The organism is Streptomyces sp. CBMA291 (assembly GCF_014596525.1).
Lineage (GTDB): Bacteria > Actinomycetota > Actinomycetes > Streptomycetales > Streptomycetaceae > Streptomyces.
Map to the genome: position 1 here is coordinate 33,169 of NZ_MSJP01000083.1, position 15,207 is coordinate 48,375.

The 15,207-nt window shown below is 72.2% G+C and carries 12 protein-coding genes; 4 read left to right on the top strand and 8 right to left on the bottom strand.

What is annotated here, in order from left to right; genetic code table 11:
* The first annotated feature begins 156 nt into the window (after window positions 1-156).
* Entirely contained in the window at window positions 157-1,314 is a 1,158-nt protein-coding gene (locus BU197_RS19855; protein ID WP_317453399.1) for a helix-turn-helix domain-containing protein, read from the top strand.
* Window positions 1,315-1,335: 21 nt separating this feature from the next.
* Here BU197_RS19855 and BU197_RS19860 read toward each other — a convergent pair whose 3' ends face one another.
* The 7 genes from BU197_RS19860 to BU197_RS19890 form a co-directional block, all read right to left on the bottom strand.
* Entirely contained in the window at window positions 1,336-1,485 is a 150-nt protein-coding gene (locus BU197_RS19860; RefSeq protein ID WP_188269623.1) for a hypothetical protein, read from the bottom strand.
* A 342-nt stretch (window positions 1,486-1,827) separates the two neighbouring features.
* A complete protein-coding gene (serA, locus tag BU197_RS19865) occupies window positions 1,828-3,417 on the bottom strand; it encodes a phosphoglycerate dehydrogenase (RefSeq protein ID WP_188269624.1) in 1,590 nt (529 codons plus the stop codon).
* 239 nt (window positions 3,418-3,656) lie between these two features.
* The gene (ilvC, locus tag BU197_RS19870) at window positions 3,657-4,658 is read right to left on the bottom strand and encodes a ketol-acid reductoisomerase (protein WP_188269625.1); all 1,002 of its coding nucleotides are present in this window, start codon (window positions 4,656-4,658) and stop codon (window positions 3,657-3,659) included.
* A 114-nt stretch (window positions 4,659-4,772) separates the two neighbouring features.
* Window positions 4,773-5,300, bottom strand: a complete 528-nt coding sequence (ilvN, locus tag BU197_RS19875; protein WP_188269626.1) for an acetolactate synthase small subunit — start codon at window positions 5,298-5,300, stop codon at window positions 4,773-4,775.
* Between the two features lie 41 nt (window positions 5,301-5,341).
* A complete protein-coding gene (locus tag BU197_RS19880) occupies window positions 5,342-7,201 on the bottom strand; it encodes an acetolactate synthase large subunit (protein ID WP_188269627.1) in 1,860 nt (619 codons plus the stop codon).
* 234 nt (window positions 7,202-7,435) lie between these two features.
* Complete coding sequence (locus BU197_RS19885; protein ID WP_188269766.1) at window positions 7,436-10,276, bottom strand: EAL domain-containing protein; 2,841 nt, start codon at window positions 10,274-10,276, stop codon at window positions 7,436-7,438.
* Between the two features lie 828 nt (window positions 10,277-11,104).
* A complete protein-coding gene (locus tag BU197_RS19890) occupies window positions 11,105-12,070 on the bottom strand; it encodes a 2-hydroxyacid dehydrogenase (RefSeq protein WP_188269628.1) in 966 nt (321 codons plus the stop codon).
* Window positions 12,071-12,146: 76 nt separating this feature from the next.
* Here BU197_RS19890 and BU197_RS19895 point away from each other — a divergent pair, with 76 nt between their 5' ends.
* The 3 genes from BU197_RS19895 (at window position 12,147) to BU197_RS19905 (ending at window position 14,638) form a co-directional block, all read left to right on the top strand.
* Complete coding sequence (locus BU197_RS19895) at window positions 12,147-13,157, top strand: aldo/keto reductase (RefSeq protein WP_188269629.1); 1,011 nt, start codon at window positions 12,147-12,149, stop codon at window positions 13,155-13,157.
* A 105-nt stretch (window positions 13,158-13,262) separates the two neighbouring features.
* Window positions 13,263-14,360: a PQQ-dependent sugar dehydrogenase gene (locus BU197_RS19900; RefSeq protein ID WP_188269630.1), complete on the top strand. Its 1,098-nt coding sequence runs from the start codon at window positions 13,263-13,265 to the stop codon at window positions 14,358-14,360.
* A gap of 8 nt (window positions 14,361-14,368) precedes the next feature.
* Window positions 14,369-14,638 (top strand): DUF6191 domain-containing protein, encoded by a 270-nt coding sequence (locus tag BU197_RS19905; RefSeq protein ID WP_188269631.1) that lies wholly within the window; start codon window positions 14,369-14,371, stop codon window positions 14,636-14,638.
* Between the two features lie 165 nt (window positions 14,639-14,803).
* Here BU197_RS19905 and BU197_RS19910 read toward each other — a convergent pair whose 3' ends face one another.
* Window positions 14,804-15,205 (bottom strand): hypothetical protein, encoded by a 402-nt coding sequence (locus tag BU197_RS19910; protein ID WP_188269632.1) that lies wholly within the window; start codon window positions 15,203-15,205, stop codon window positions 14,804-14,806.
* Window positions 15,206-15,207: the final 2 nt, after the last annotated feature.

Here is a 15,207-nt window from a genome sequence, read left to right on the forward strand (position 1 = left end):
ATCCGGATCAAGGGAATGAACCGGTAACAGCACGGAGAACCACCGTGAAACCTATGGATCGCTCCGATCGTCCGCCATCTACAGCTGTCACGCATCCGTGGCCCACCTCTCAGACAACTGTCTGAAGGATCCGGGGAGGGGTGCGAGAATGGGCCCGTGAAGGGCGATTACCAGGAGCTGGTGGACGAGATCTCGGCGCTGCTCGGCGCCCCCGCGACCCTGGAGAACCGTGATTTCGGCCTGATCGCCTTCGGCGCCCACGACAGCGACGACGACAGCGCCATGGACCCGGTCAGGACCCGCTCGATCCTCACCCGCAAGTCCTCCCCGGCGGTCCGCGCCTGGTTCGAGGGCTTCGGTATCACCCGGGCGACCGGCCCGGTCCGCATCCCCGCCGCCCCCGACGCGGGCGTCTTCCGGGACCGCGTCTGCCTCCCCGTACGCCATCGGGGTGTCGTCCTCGGATACGTCTGGCTGCTCGACGACGACCCCGGGCCCTCCCCCGAGCGGCTCGCCGCCGCCATGGAGGTCGCCGAGCGCATCGGCGTCCTGCTCGCGGCCGAGGAGCGCGCGGGCTCCGACCTCTCCCGGGAGCTGCGGGCGGCCCTGACGGCGGAGCGCGGCTGGCCGTACGACATGGCGCTCGCCGCGCTGCGGACGGCGCTCGGCCCGGACGCGGAGGGGCTGCACACCCTGGTGTGTCTGGCGCCCTGGCCGACGGAGGACAGCCCTTCGCCCCGCACGGTCCCCGCCGCCGCGGCCCTGTGCACCCTGCCCTGGCGGCTTCCGGCGGCCGACGGCGGGACGCCGCCCCGGGCCCTCGCCGCCCTCGTCCGGCTCCGCTCCGCCGACAACCTCTCCCCCGCCACCACCGCCGCCGGGCGGCTGCGCACCACGGCGGGCTCCACCGGTGTCGCGGGGATCGCCACGTCCCGGCGCGGTCTCGCGGATCTCGACGGCGCCTGGCGCGAGGCCGGCTCGGCGGCGCTCGCCGCGCACGCGCAGCCGCTGCTCGGGCCGCTCGCCGAATGGACGGCGATCGGCCCCTACCGGCTGCTGACCGCCCTGCCCCGGGCGGAGCCGGACCCGGCGGTGCGCGCCCTGCTCTCCCCCGCGCACACGGAACTGGCCCGCACGGCCGAGGAGTTCCTCGACCACGCGGGCCAGGCGGGCCGCACGGCGGCGGCCCTGGGCATCCACCGGCAGACGCTGTACTACCGCCTCTCCCGGGTCGAGCAGCTCACCGGTCTCGACCTGGACGCGGGCGAGGACCGGCTGCTGCTCCACATGGCCCTCAAGGCGGCCCGGCTGTAGCCGTGGCCGGGGCGGGCGGGGTCAGGCGCCGACGAGTTCGGCCTTGTTCATGGCGACCGTCTGCGGGGCGGGCGCCTCGGCGGTCGCCTTGGCGAGCTGGGCGGCGCCGCCGATGAGCAGTGCGGCGGCGAAGAGTCCGGCGAGGATCCTGGCGGTACGGCGCTGGGGCATGGGGCCTCCTGGGGTGATGCGCTCGGGCGCGTTCCCCGCCATGACAGCAGCGTCGGGGGTCCGGAGGCGACACCTCCGGACCTCTGTGACGATTCCGGGACAGAGAGGACGGAGGAGATGGGCCTGGTCGGCCCGGCTCCGCTCCCTTGTCCCCGGAGGGCCCTGCCGCCGGGCCCTCGCCACTGGTGGCCCTTGCCCCCAGGGCCCCTTGTTCGCCGGGGCCTCGTTCGCCGGAAAGCCCCGTCGCCGGAAACCCCGTCGCCGGAGGCTCCGTCGCCGGAGGTCCCCTTCAGCGGGGGCCCGTCACCGGGGGCCCTCGCCGTCCGGGGTCCGTACGGTCCGTCAGACCAGGTTGACCGTGCTCGCCGAGTTGGCGCCGATCTCGGCCGCGATCTCCGCGAGGACCGGAGCCGGGAGCGTGTCGTCGACGGTGAGCACGACGAGCGCCTCGCCGCCCTCCTCCGCGCGGGAGACCTGCATGCCCGCGATGTTCAGACCGGCCTCGCCGAGGATGCGGCCGACGGTGCCGACGACACCCGGACGGTCGTCGTAGCGCAGGACGACCATGTGGTCGGCGAGCGCCAGGTCCACGTCGTACTCGCCGACGGCGACGATCTTCTGGAGGTGCTTGGGTCCGGCCAGGGTGCCGGAGACGGAGACCTCCTCGCCGTTCGCCAGCGTGCCGCGCACGGTGACCACGTTGCGGTGGTCGGGCGACTCGGAGCTGGTCGTCAGGCGCACCTCGACACCGCGCTCCTGCGCGAACAGGGGGGCGTTGACGTACGACACCGTCTCGTCGACCACGTCCTCGAACACGCCCTTGAGCGCCGACAGCTCCAGCACCTTCACATCGTGCTGGGTGATCTCGCCGTACACCTCGACGTCGAGGCGCGAGGCGACCTCGCCCGCGAGCGCGGTGAAGATCCGGCCGAGCTTCTCGGCGAGCGGCAGACCCGGCTTGACGTCCTCGGCGATGACTCCGCCCTGGACGTTGACCGCGTCCGGGACCAGCTCGCCCGCGAGCGCGAGGCGCACCGACTTGGCGACGGCGATACCGGCCTTCTCCTGGGCCTCGTCCGTGGAGGCGCCGAGGTGCGGGGTGCAGACGACCTGGTCGAGCTCGAAGAGCGGGGAGTCCGTGCAGGGCTCCTTGGCGTACACGTCGAGGCCCGCGCCCGCGACCCGGCCTTCCTTGAGCGCCGAGTACAGCGCCTCCTCGTCCACGATCCCGCCGCGCGCGGCGTTGACGATGCGGACGGAGGGCTTGACCTTGTGCAGCGCCTCGTCGCCGATGAGACCGAGGGTCTCCGGGGTCTTCGGCAGGTGGACGGTGATGAAGTCGGCGACCTCGAGGAGTTCGTCCAGGGCCAGCAGCTTCACCCCCATCTGGGCGGCGCGGGCGGGCTGCACGTAGGGGTCGTACGCGACGATCTTCATGCCGAAGGCGGACATGCGCTGGGCGACCAGGACGCCGATGCGGCCGAGACCGACGACACCGAGGGTCTTCTCGCTCAGCTCGACGCCGGTGTACTTGGAGCGCTTCCACTCGCCGTTCTTCAGGGCGGTGTTGGCCTGCGGGATGTTGCGCGCGGTGGCGACGAGGAGGCCGCACGCCAGCTCGGCGGCGGTGACGATGTTGGACGTCGGGGCGTTGACGACCATCACGCCGGCCTTGGTGGCGGCGGAGACGTCGACGTTGTCCAGACCGACACCGGCACGGGCGACCACGCGCAGCTTGGTCGCGGCGGCGATGGCCTCGGCGTCCACCTTGGTCGCGGACCGGACGAGGATCGCGTCCACGTCGGCGATGGCGGGGATCAGCTCGGCGCGGTCGGCGCCGTTGCAGTGCCGGATCTCGAAGTCCGGTCCCAGCGCGTCGACGGTGGCGGGCGACAGCTCTTCAGCGATGAGTACGACAGGTTTCGAGCTCACGTGAGTCCTCACAGATCCAGTGCGGACGGCCGTCCCGACGGCCGCAGGCGGTGGAGGGGGCTTGCCGCGTGAAAGCGCACGACGCTGTGGGCCTGAACGCGAATGTTGTTTGAGCAGTGTAGTGCTGGGGCGGCGGCGCGCGTGCGCCGCGTTGGAAGGATCACCCGTCCGTGGTTGGACGGGGTGTCCAAGGGTGTGGGAAGGGGCCGGACGTACCGTCCGGCCCCGACCCTGAGGACTTACGCCTCTTCGTCGTTCACCCAGCTCATGAGCTTGCGCAGCTCCTTGCCGGTGGTCTCCAGGAGGTGGTTGGAGTCCTGCGACTTGTACTCGTTGTACTTCTTCAGACCGCCGTGGTACTCGGCCATCCACTCCTTGGCGAAGGTGCCGTCCTGGATCTCCGCGAGGACCTTCTTCATCTCGGCCTTGGTGGCGTCGGTGATGATCCGCGGGCCGGTGACGTAGTCGCCCCACTCGGCGGTCTCGGAGACCGACCAGCGCATCTTCTCCAGGCCGCCCTCGTACATGAGGTCGACGATGAGCTTCAGCTCGTGCAGGCACTCGAAGTAGGCGATCTCCGGCTGGTAGCCGGCCTCGGTCAGGGTCTCGAAGCCCGCCTTGACCAGGGCCGCGGTGCCACCGCAGAGGACGGCCTGCTCACCGAACAGGTCGGTCTCGGTCTCCTCGGTGAAGGTCGTCTTGATGACGCCGGCGCGGGTGCCGCCGATGCCCTTGGCGTACGAGAGCGCCAGCTCGAAGGCCTTGCCCGTGGCGTCCTGCTCGACGGCGGCGATGCACGGAACGCCGCGGCCCTCCTCGTACTGACGGCGGACCAGGTGACCCGGGCCCTTGGGGGCGACCAGGGCGACGTCGATGCCCTCGGGCACCTTGATGAAGCCGTAGCGGACGTTCAGGCCGTGACCGAAGAAGAGCGCGTCGCCCTCCTTCAGGTTGTCCTTGATGGACTCCTCGTAGACCTGGGCCTGGATCGGGTCCGGGGTCAGGATCATGATGAGGTCGGCCTCGGCCGCGGCCTCGGCCACGGAGACGACGCGCAGGCCCTGCTCCTCGGCCTTGGCCTTGGACTTGGAACCCTCCTGGAGACCGACGCGGACGTCGACACCGGAGTCACGGAGCGACAGCGCGTGGGCGTGGCCCTGGCTGCCGTAGCCGATCACCGCGACCTTGCGGCCCTGGATGATGGACAGGTCGGCGTCGTCGTCGTAGAACAGCTCGGCCACTGGTATCTCCTTGAAGTGCTGGTGTTGCGTCCCACCGTACGGCGGGGTGCGTGAGGAAGGTTTTCGGGTCTCGTCAGTCGGACCGCTATGCGGACACGCGGTCGACCGTCGGGCTCAGGCGCTGCGGTCGAGGGCCCGCAGGGACCGGTCCGTGATGGACCGGGAGCCACGCCCTATGGCGATCGTGCCGGACTGCACCAGCTCCTTGACGCCGAACGGCTCCAGCATCTTGAGCATGGCTTCGAGCTTGTCGCTCGAACCGGTGGCCTCGATGGTGACCGCCTCGGGCGAGACGTCCACGGTCTTGGCGCGGAACAGCTTCACGATCTCGACGATCTGGGAGCGGGTCTCGTTGTCGGCGCGGACCTTCACCAGGACGAGCTCGCGCTGGATCGCAGCGCCGGGCTCGAGTTCGACGATCTTCAGGACGTTGACCAGCTTGTTGAGCTGCTTGGTCACCTGTTCGAGGGGCAGGTCTTCGACACTCACCACGATGGTGATGCGGGAGATGTCGGGGTGTTCGGTGACGCCGACGGCGAGGGAGTCGATGTTGAAGCCGCGGCGGGAGAACAGGGCGGCGATCCGGGCGAGGATGCCGGGCGTGTTCTCGACGAGAACGGAGAGCGTGTGCTTGGTGGACATGGTCTGGGTCTCTTCCTTTTCGCTCTGCTGCGTTCCGCGCTTCAGTCGTCTTCGCCGTCGCCGAAGTCGGGGCGGACGCCCCGGGCGGCCATGACCTCGTCGTTCGAGGTGCCGGCGGCGACCATCGGCCACACCTGGGCGTCCTCGTGGACGATGAAGTCGACCACGACCGGACGGTCGTTGATGGCGTTGGCCTCGGCGATGACCTTGTCCAGGTCCTCCGGGGACTCACAGCGCATCGCGACGCAGCCCATGGCCTCGGAGAGCTTGACGAAGTCGGGGACGCGGGTGCCCTTGTTCTCCTGGATGTCGTCCGGGCCGGAGTGCAGGACGGTGTTGGAGTAGCGCTGGTTGTAGAAGAGGCTCTGCCACTGGCGGACCATTCCGAGGGCGCCGTTGTTGATGATGGCGACCTTGATCGGGATGTTGTTCAGGGCGCAGGTGGTGAGTTCCTGATTGGTCATCTGGAAGCAGCCGTCGCCGTCGATCGCCCAGACCGGGGTGTCCGGCAGGCCCGCCTTGGCGCCCATCGCGGCGGGGACCGCGTAGCCCATCGTCCCGGCGCCGCCGGAGTTCAGCCAGGTGGCGGGCTGCTCGTAGTCGATGAAGTGGGCGGCCCACATCTGGTGCTGGCCGACGCCCGCGGCGAAGACCGTGCCCTCGGGGGCGAGCTTGCCGATGCGCTGGATGACCTGCTGCGGGGAGAGGCTGCCGTCCTCCGGCAGGTCGTAGCCGAGCGGGTAGGTCTCGCGCCAGCGGTTCAGGTCGCTCCACCAGTCGGCGTAGCGTCCGGCGGCGGCGTCGCCGAGGGCGCCTTCGCTGTGCTCGGCCTGGACGGCCTGGACAAGGTCGGCGATGACCTCGCGGGCGTCGCCCACGATCGGGACGTCGGCGGTGCGGTTCTTGCCGATCTCGGCCGGGTCGATGTCCGCGTGGACGATCTTGGCGTACGGGGCGAAGCTGTCGAGCTTTCCGGTGACGCGGTCGTCGAAGCGGGCGCCCAGGGCGACGATCAGGTCGGCCTTCTGGAGCGCGGTGACGGCGGTGACGGCGCCGTGCATGCCGGGCATGCCCACGTGCTGCGGGTGGCTGTCGGGGAAGGCGCCCAGGGCCATCAGGGTGGTGGTGACGGGGGCGCCGGTCAGCTCGGCGAGGATCTTCAGCTCGGCCGTGGCACCGGCCTTGATGACGCCGCCGCCGACGTACAGGACGGGCCGGCGGGCCGCGCTGATGAGCTTGGCCGCCTCGCGGATCTGCTTGGCGTGCGGCTTGGTCACCGGGCGGTAGCCGGGCAGGTCGGTCTGCGGCGGCCAGGAGAAGGTGGTCTTCGCCTGGAGGGCGTCCTTGGCGATGTCGACCAGGACCGGGCCGGGGCGACCGGTGGAGGCGATGTGGAAGGCCTCGGCGATCGTCCGGGGGATGTCCTCGGCCTTGGTGACGAGGAAGTTGTGCTTGGTGATCGGCATGGTGATGCCGCAGATGTCCGCCTCCTGGAAGGCGTCCGTGCCGATCGCCTTGGAGGCGACCTGACCGGTGATCGCGACGAGCGGGACGGAGTCCATGTGCGCGTCGGCGATCGGGGTGACGAGGTTGGTGGCACCGGGGCCCGAGGTCGCCATGCAGACGCCGACCCGGCCGGTGGCCTGGGCGTAGCCGGTGGCCGCGTGGCCCGCGCCCTGCTCGTGGCGGACCAGGATGTGGCGGACCCGCCGGGAGTCCATCATCGGGTCGTAGGCGGGGAGGATCGCGCCGCCGGGGATGCCGAAGACGGTGTCGGCGCCCACTTCTTCAAGAGAGCGGATGAGGGACTGCGCACCCGTGACGTGCTCGACGGGGGAGGCGGCCGTCGCTCCGTTGCGGGGCCGCGGCTGCGGATGGTGCCCGGTGGCCTGCTCGGTCATCAGTGTCTCTTCTCGAAGCTGAGGGTTTGTGCAGGGTGGTTTGCCAGGTTTTGCACCGACTTCGGTAGGTCATCGGTGCAACAAAAAACCCCTCGTGCCGGGAGGCAAGCGAGGGGAGCGCGTCGGTGCGTTCTCAGCAGGCCCGGAGGGGGCCCTGCTTCAGCCGACGCGCTGTCCAAGTACGAGAATTCGGGTGCGCATGGCACTGACCCTCCCTCTCAGCCCTTGTTACTGTCAAGTGGGTGGGACGGGCGTCTCATCATGTGAGCGGAGCGGGGGGTGGTTCCCGGACTGCGCGGGGACCGCTCCGGGCAGTGGGTACTCGTCCCGTACGAGGGCCCTGCGCAGCCGGTACTCGTCGAGCGGGCCGGAGAAGGCCATGCCCTGGGCATGGCCGCATCCCATCGCCCGGAGGGTGGCGACCTGTTCCGGGGTGTCGACGCCGTCGGCCACGGTCTGGAGGCCGAGTTCGGCGGCGGTACGGAGCACCCCTCGGGTGATCTTGCGGAGCCGGGGCGATTCGACGATGCCGTCGACCAGTCCCCTGTCGAGCTTCAGGAGGTCGACGGGGAGGCGGCGGAGCGCGTGGAGGGCGACGTGTCCGCTGCCGAAGCCGTCGAGCGCGATCCGTACGCCGAGGCGGCGCAGGGTGGTCAGGCGCTCCTCCAGGGCGTCGAGGGAGACCCGGGGGTCACTGTCGGAGAGTTCGACGATCAGTGCGCCGGAGGGCAGTCCGTGCCGGGCGAGCAGGGATTCCACCGAGCCGAGGGGCAGCGAGCGGTCGAGGAGCCGGCCGGCCGAGAGCCGGATGGCGACGGGGGCGCGGTGGCCGATGCCGGTGCGCTCGGCGGCCTGTTCCACGGCTTCTTCGAGGAGCCAGCGGCCCAGTTCGGCGGTGCGCTCGCCGTCGTCGACGACCCGGAGGTACTCGGCGGGGGTGAAGAGGATGCCCTGGCTGGAGCGCCAGCGCGGCTGGGCGCTGACGGCGGAGATCCGGCCGGTGGCGAGGTCGACGACGGGCTGGTGGAGCAGGGCGAACTCGCCGTCGTGGAGGGCGCTGCGCAGCCGGGCGGCCAGCTCGGTGCGGCGCAGGACCTCGGCCTGCATCTGGGGGGCGTACAGCTCGACGCGGTCCTTGCCCGCGGCTTTGGCGCGGTACATGGCGAGGTCGGCGTTGCGCAGGAGGTCGCCCGCGCCGATGCCCGGTTCGGCGAAGGCGACGCCGATGGAGGCGGCGACCCTGACCTCGTTCTCGCCGCCGACGCGGTAGGGCCGGGAGAGGGTGAGCCGGAGCCGGTCGGCGATCTCCTGGACCTGGCCCTCACGGGCCGTGCGGTCCCGGTTGCCGTCGCCGAGGATGAGGGCGGCGAACTCGTCGCCGCCGAGGCGGGCGGCGGTGTCCCCGGCGCGTACGGAGTCGTGGAGGCGGCGGGCGGCCTGGACGAGGAGGTCGTCGCCCGCCTGGTGGCCGAGGCTGTCGTTGACGCCCTTGAAGCCGTCGAGGTCGATGAAGAGGACGGCGGTGCCGGGGTCGGAGGCCCGGCGTCCGCCGAGTGCCTGGCGGACGCGGTGGGTGAACAGGGCGCGGTTGGGCAGTCCGGTGAGCGGGTCGTGCTCGGCGTTGTGCTGCAACTGGGCCTGGAGGCGTACGCGTTCGGTGACGTCCCGGCTGTTGAAGATCAGGCCGCCCTGGTGCCGGTTGACGGTGGATTCGACGTTGAGCCAGTCGCCCCGGCCGGAGCGGAAGCGGCATTCGATGCGGGTGGTGGGTTCCTCTGCGGGTGAGACGGCGAGGAAGCGGCGGACCTCGTGGATGACGGCGCCGAGGTCTTCGGGGTGGATGAGGGCGGCCAGTTCGGAGCCGGTCAGTTCCTCGGCGTCGCGGCCGTAGACCCCGGAGGCGGCGGGGCTGACGTAGCGGAGTACGCCGGTGGGCGCGGCGATCATGATGACGTCGCTCGACCCCTGGACGAGGGAGCGGAAGTGGTTCTCCTTCTGGGCCAGTTCGTGGGTGAGGGCGATGTTGTCGAGGAGCATGATGCCCTGCCGTGCGACGAGGGCGAGGGCGACGGCGCAGCCGGTGAGGACGACGAAGCGGTCGACCCGGCGGCCCTGGACGACGTTGTACAGGATGCCGAGGGTGCAGACGGCGGCGGCGAGGTACGGGGTGAGGGCGGCGAGCGAGCCCGCGACGGGGCGGCTGTGCAGCGAGGGCCCGCGGGCGTGGGCGTCGCCCTCGGGGAGGCGGCGCACCCCCCAGGGGGCGTAGGCGAGGAGCAGGGAGCCGGCGAACCAGCCCGCGTCGAGGAGCTGTCCCGAGACGTAGTTCTCGCGGAGCAGCGGCGAGGTGAACAGGGCGTCGCACAGGACGGTCAGGGCGAGGGCGGCGATGGCGGTGTTGGTCGCCGAGCGGTTGGCCTGGGAGCGCCGGAAGTGCAGGACGAGGACCATGCTGACGAGGACGATGTCGAGCAGCGGGTAGGCGAGCGAGAGGGCCGCCTGGGCGACCGGTTCGTTCTGGAAGTGGGCGGTACGGGCGAGGGCGAGGCTCCAGGAGAGGGTGAGGAGGGAGCCGCCGATGAGCCAGGCGTCGAGTCCGAGGCAGAACCATCCGGCCCGGGTGACGGGTTTCTTGGCGAGGACCAGGAGGCCGACGATGGCGGGGGGCGCGAAGAGTAAGAAGCAGAGGTCCGCGACGGAGGAGGCGGGTACGTGGGTGCGGAGCACGACCTCGTACCAGCCCCAGACGGCGTTTCCGGCGCAGGCCATGAACGAGGAGAAGGAGAAGAGCAGCCAGGCGGGGCGGTCGCTGCCGCGGTGGGCGCGGGCGTAGAGGAAGCAGGAGACGGCGGCGGTGAGGGCGGCGGCGCTGAGTCCGAAGTCGCCCATGACGAGGGCGAGGCCCGGGGAGCCCCAGCCGAGGGAGGCGCCGGTCGTGTAGCCCGCGCAGATCAGTCCCAGGGTGATCTGCGCGAGGATGGCGCCGAGACCGGGACGCTCGGGGGCGGGGCGTCCGGGGGTGCCTTCGCCGGGTCCGGCCGGGGGGCGGGTGAGCACCGCCCCCGGCGCGTTCACCCTCGCCTCCGGGGCGACACCGCCGCACGCCGCCGCGTCGTGCGGGCGCGCGGCCGGTTCGCCGGGGGCGCCGGGGGCGTGTCCGTCGCAGTCGTGGGGCCCTGCGGGGTCCCGCACGGAGGAGGGCCGGGAGCCGGACCGGGCCTCTCCCTCGGCCCAGGGCCCACTCCCGGGAGACCCGGCCGCACGACCGGCCCGGGATCCGGCACCACCCGCGCCCCCGGGCCCGGCCTCTCCACCAGGTCCGGCGTCACGACCGGCCCAGGACCCGCCGGGTCCCGCGTCACGACCACACCAAGCCCCACCGGGTCCCGCGTCACGACCGCCCCAAGGACCACCCCCGGGAGACCCGGCCTCTCCGCCGGCCCGGGGTCCAGCCCCTCCCCCGCCGTCGGGCGCTCGACCGGACCGGGGACCGTCCCCGGCCGCATGGCCGGCCCGGGAATCACCCCCGGCCGCACGACCGGACCCGGGATCGCCCCCGGGTCCGGGTGTCGGTGGTGGGGCCGGGTGATGGGTGCGGTGGTGTGCTCCCTGGTCCGGCACGGTACGCGCGAGGCGGTCGGTGAGGTGCGGAGGTCCCTCCGGCTGCGGCGCCGCCGCGTCGGATCGTCGGTCCTCCGGCCGTGCCTCACCCGGCGCCCCCCTGGAAATCTGATGGCCCGTCACTTCGCTCCCCAGCGTCAGCCCTTACTCGACGCAGTCCCCCGCTCCGGGACGATACACCAGGACCGTCACTCAGGGACAGGGTTGATCTACGCTCCGTGACAAGCAAGGGCTTGCGCGGGAGCCCTCCCGGTGTGTTCACCCGGAGGAACTCCTACCCGCTCAGCCGGTGGTGAGCAGCACGTTCACCGGATCCTCACCCGCCGCGAACCGCCGCAGCTGCGCGGCGATCAGCCGCTTGGCGCGGGGCATGAAGGCGGAGGTGGAACCGCCCACATGGGGGCTGACGAGCACCCCGGGGGCGTGCCAGAGGGGGTGTCCGGCGGGCAGCGGCTCCGGGTCGGTGACGTCGAGCGCCGCCGTGATCCGGCCGGTCCCGACCTCCTTGAGCAGGGCCGCCGTGTCGACGACCGGGCCCCGGGCCACGTTCACCAGGAGCGCGCCGTCCTTCATCCGGGCGAGGAACCCGGCGTCGGCGAGATGCCTGGTCTCGGGGGTGAGCGGGGTGGAGAGGACGACCACGTCGGCCTCGGGGAGCAGCGCGGGCAGTTCCGTGAAGGCGTGCACGGGGCCGCGCTCGGTGGTGCGCGCGGAGCGTGCGACGCGTGCGACCCGCGCGCACTCGAAGGGGGCGAGCCGGTCTTCGATGGCGGCGCCGATCGATCCGTACCCCACGATCAGGACCGACTTGTCGGCGAGGGCGGGGTAGAAGCCGTCCCGCCACTCCTCCGCGTCCTGGCCTCGGACGAAGCCGGGGATGCCGCGCAGGGAGGCGAGTATCAGGGCGAGGGTCAGTTCGGCGGTGCTGGCCTCGTGGACGCCCTTGGCGTTGCAGAGGGCGACGCCGGGCGGGAGCAGTCCGAGTCCGGGGGTGACGTGGTCGATGCCCGCCGAGAGGGTCTGCACCACGCGGACCGAGGTCATCGCGGACAGGGGGCGTACGGCGACCTCCATGCCCTTCATGTACGGGACGACGTAGTAGGCGCAGCGCGCGGGATCGGCGGGGAAGTCCGGTCCGCCGTCCCAGAAGCGGTAGTTCAGGCCCGAATCGCCCGGCTCGGGGAGTCCTTCGATCTCCTCCGCCGGAATCGGAAGCCACACGTCGACGGTCGTGTCTTCGAATCTCATGTCCGGGAGGCTATGCGAAGAATCCCGCCGGTCATTGGTTACTTTGGGGGGCGGCACGAGGGAGGGGTACCGGCAGGTGGAGCGCAGGACTATCGGGGCGACGGCGCTCGACGTGGGTGCGGTCGGCCTGGGGTGCATGCCGATGAGCTGGGCGTACAGCCGGTCGCAGGCGCGGGGGGACCGCTCGCTGCGGACCCTCCACGCGGCGCTCGACGCCGGGGTGAGTCTGCTCGACACCGCCGACATGTACGGGCCGTTCACCAATGAGCTGCTGGTGGGCAGGGTGCTGAAGGAGCGGCGGGCGGAGGCTTTCGTCTCGACGAAGTGCGGGCTGCTCGTCGGGGACCAGCATGTCGTGGCCAATGGCCGGCCGGGCTATGTACGCCGGGCGTGTGATGCCTCGCTGCGGCGGCTCCAGACGGATGTGATCGATCTCTACCAGTTGCACCGGGCCGATCCGGAGGTGCCGGTGGAGGAGACCTGGGGCGCGATGGCCGATCTGGTGACGGCGGGGAAGGTGCGGGCGCTCGGGCTGTGCGCGGTCGGCACCCGTACGGCCCGCCGGGGCGCGACCGGTGTCGCCCGGGACGGTTACGAGGGGACGATGCGCCAACTGGAGCGCGTCCAGCAGGTGTTCCCGGTGGCGGCGGTGCAGGCGGAGCTTTCGGTGTGGTCGCAGGAGTCGCTGGTGCGGCTGCTTCCATGGTGCGCGGCGCGGGGGGTGGGTTTCCTGGCGGCGATGCCGTTGGGGAGTGGTTATCTGACCGGGACGCTGACCACGGGCGGCGGTTTCGAGCCCGACGATCCCCGGGCCCGCCATCCCCGGTTCACCGCCGAGATGATGGCGGCGAACCAGCCGCTGGTGGCGGGGCTGCGGCGGGTGGCCGCCCGGCACGGCGCCGAGGTCACTCCGGCGCAGGTGGCGCTCGCGTGGGTGCTGGGCCGGGGGCGGCATGTGGTGCCGGTGCCGGGGGCGAAGCGGGAGCGGTGGGTGGTGGAGAACGCGCGGGCGGCGGAGCTGCGCCTGACGGCGGCGGACCTGACGGAGATCGCGCGTCTTCCGGCGCCTCGGGGGTCCTGGGACTGAGCGGGCGCGCGGGGTCCGCGCGTCCTGCCGGAACCCGGGAGGGTCGTACGGGCATCCGGGAGGGAAGGGAAGGAACCACCCGCCCCCGTCGAAGGGACCCGTGCCGTGAGCCGTCCTGCCGTGAGGAACGCCCTGTGGGGCGCCGCCCTGTCCGTACTGATCGCGGGGTGCGTGCCGAACTCCCCTGCGGACGGACCGGCCCGCTCGGCCACGACGAGGCCACCCGCTCCCCCGGGCGGTGCGAAGGTCACGGGCACGCTCGCCGAAGGGCTGCCGTCGCCCTGGGGGCTGGCCGCGCTGCCCGGTGGGGATCTGCTGGTCTCCTCGCGCGACGAGCGGACGGTGACGCGGATCGACGGGCGGACCGGGGCGCGGAGCCCGCTGGGCGAGGTGCCGGGGGTGGTGCCCGGCGGCGAGGGCGGTCTGCTGGGGCTCGCGGTGCGGGACGGCTGGGTGTACGCGTATCTGACGGCGGAGTCGGACAACCGGATCGTACGCATGCGGTACGGAGGTGGGGCGGGCGATCGGCTGGGGGCGCCGGAGCCGGTGTTCACGGGCATCCCGAAGGGGCGGATCCACAACGGCGGGCGGATCGCGTTCGGGCCGGACGGGATGCTCTACGCGGGGACGGGCGAGACCGGCAGGACGGGTCTGGCGCAGGACCGGTCCTCGCTCGGCGGGAAGATCCTGCGGCTGACCCCGGAGGGCGCGCCCGCGCCGGGCAACCCCTTCCCCGGGTCGCCGGTCTACTCGTACGGGCACCGCAATGTGCAGGGTTTCGCCTGGGACGGGGACGGGCGGCTGTGGGCGGCCGAGTTCGGGCAGGACACCTGGGACGAGCTGAACCTGGTGGAGCCGGGGCGGAACTACGGCTGGCCGGTGGTGGAGGGCCGGGCCGGACGGGCGGGTTTCGTGGACCCGGTGGCCCAGTGGCGCACGTCGGAGGCGTCGCCGAGCGGGATCGCGTACGCGCGGGGCGCGATCTGGATGGCGGGGCTCAGGGGCGAGCGACTGTGGCGGATCCCGCTCTCGGGCGAGGAACGCTCGGGGGACCCCCGGGCGTTCCTCATCGGGGAGTACGGACGGCTGCGCACGGTCCTCGCGACGGGCGGCGGCGGGCTCCTCGTGGTGACGAGCGAGACCGACGGCAGGGGGACCCCGGAGCCCGGGGACGATCGGATCCTCCGTGTCGAGGTCGACTGAAGGAGACGATGACCTTGTTCGGCCCGATAGCGGACCTGTTCGCCCCCGGTCGCAGACACCTGGCGGAGGAGCAGCGCCGCCAGGCCCTGACCCGCGAGGACCCGGGCGACGCCGACCCGGCACGCGGCCCGGTCGACCTGACGTCGGGCCGAGTGACGATACGCCTGCCGGGCGGTTCTCCGGCGCGCGGCGGGGAGCAGGAGGCGACGGGCGGGGACGAGGTGCCGCCCGAGGCGGCGGGCGGGGACGAGGGGGTTCCCGGCCCGGCGGAGAGCTAGACGACGGCCACAGCCCTCGTCGCCCCGCTCTGGGAACCTGACCTCATGCGTGCGGACCGGCTCCCCTCCGAGGACCTGCCGAGTGCGCCCCGGACCTGGAGCGAACGGTCGGCGCCGCGCGGGCAGGGGCCGGGCACTGGGCCCTGCCGTGGCCGCGCCCCGACCTCACGCCCGTACGGCCTGGGTGAAGGCCTTCCGCCAGGCCCTCCCTCCGAAGCCGAAGACGAAGAACACGTAGCCGCTGTAGAAGGCCCAGATACCCAGCAGCGCACCGCCCTCGCCCCAGGTCGCGGCCACGGCCATCAGGGTGAACAGTGCCAGCAGGGCGAAGGCGAGCCCGGCTCCCGGCCAGAAGTCGGGGCGCAGGGCGTCGTAGCGGCGGAAGGCCGCGACCACTGCGACGGTCTCGGCGGCCAGCAGCGGCAGGATCAGGACCATCCGGGTGCCCGCCGGCAGGAGCAACCCGTTCGTCCCGTCGCACAGCACGCTCACCGCCAGGGCCAGCAGCCAGGGCACCACGACCACTCCGAGGATCAGCGGAACCCACCCTCGCCCGACCGACCTCATGG

What these genes read in the sequence shown, in the direction of transcription:
- BU197_RS19860 (WP_188269623.1), bottom strand. Translation starts at nt 1,485, where the DNA reads ATGCCCCAGCGCCGTACCGCCAGGATCCTCGCCGGACTCTTCGCCGCC.
- ilvN (WP_188269626.1), bottom strand. Translation starts at nt 5,300, where the DNA reads ATGTCCACCAAGCACACGCTCTCCGTTCTCGTCGAGAACACGCCCGGC.
- BU197_RS19880 (WP_188269627.1), bottom strand. Translation starts at nt 7,201, where the DNA reads ATGACCGAGCAGGCCACCGGGCACCATCCGCAGCCGCGGCCCCGCAAC.
- BU197_RS19890 (WP_188269628.1), bottom strand. Translation starts at nt 12,070, where the DNA reads ATGAGATTCGAAGACACGACCGTCGACGTGTGGCTTCCGATTCCGGCG.
- BU197_RS19905 (WP_188269631.1), top strand. Translation starts at nt 14,369, where the DNA reads ATGACCTTGTTCGGCCCGATAGCGGACCTGTTCGCCCCCGGTCGCAGA.
- BU197_RS19910 (WP_188269632.1), bottom strand. Translation starts at nt 15,205, where the DNA reads ATGAGGTCGGTCGGGCGAGGGTGGGTTCCGCTGATCCTCGGAGTGGTC.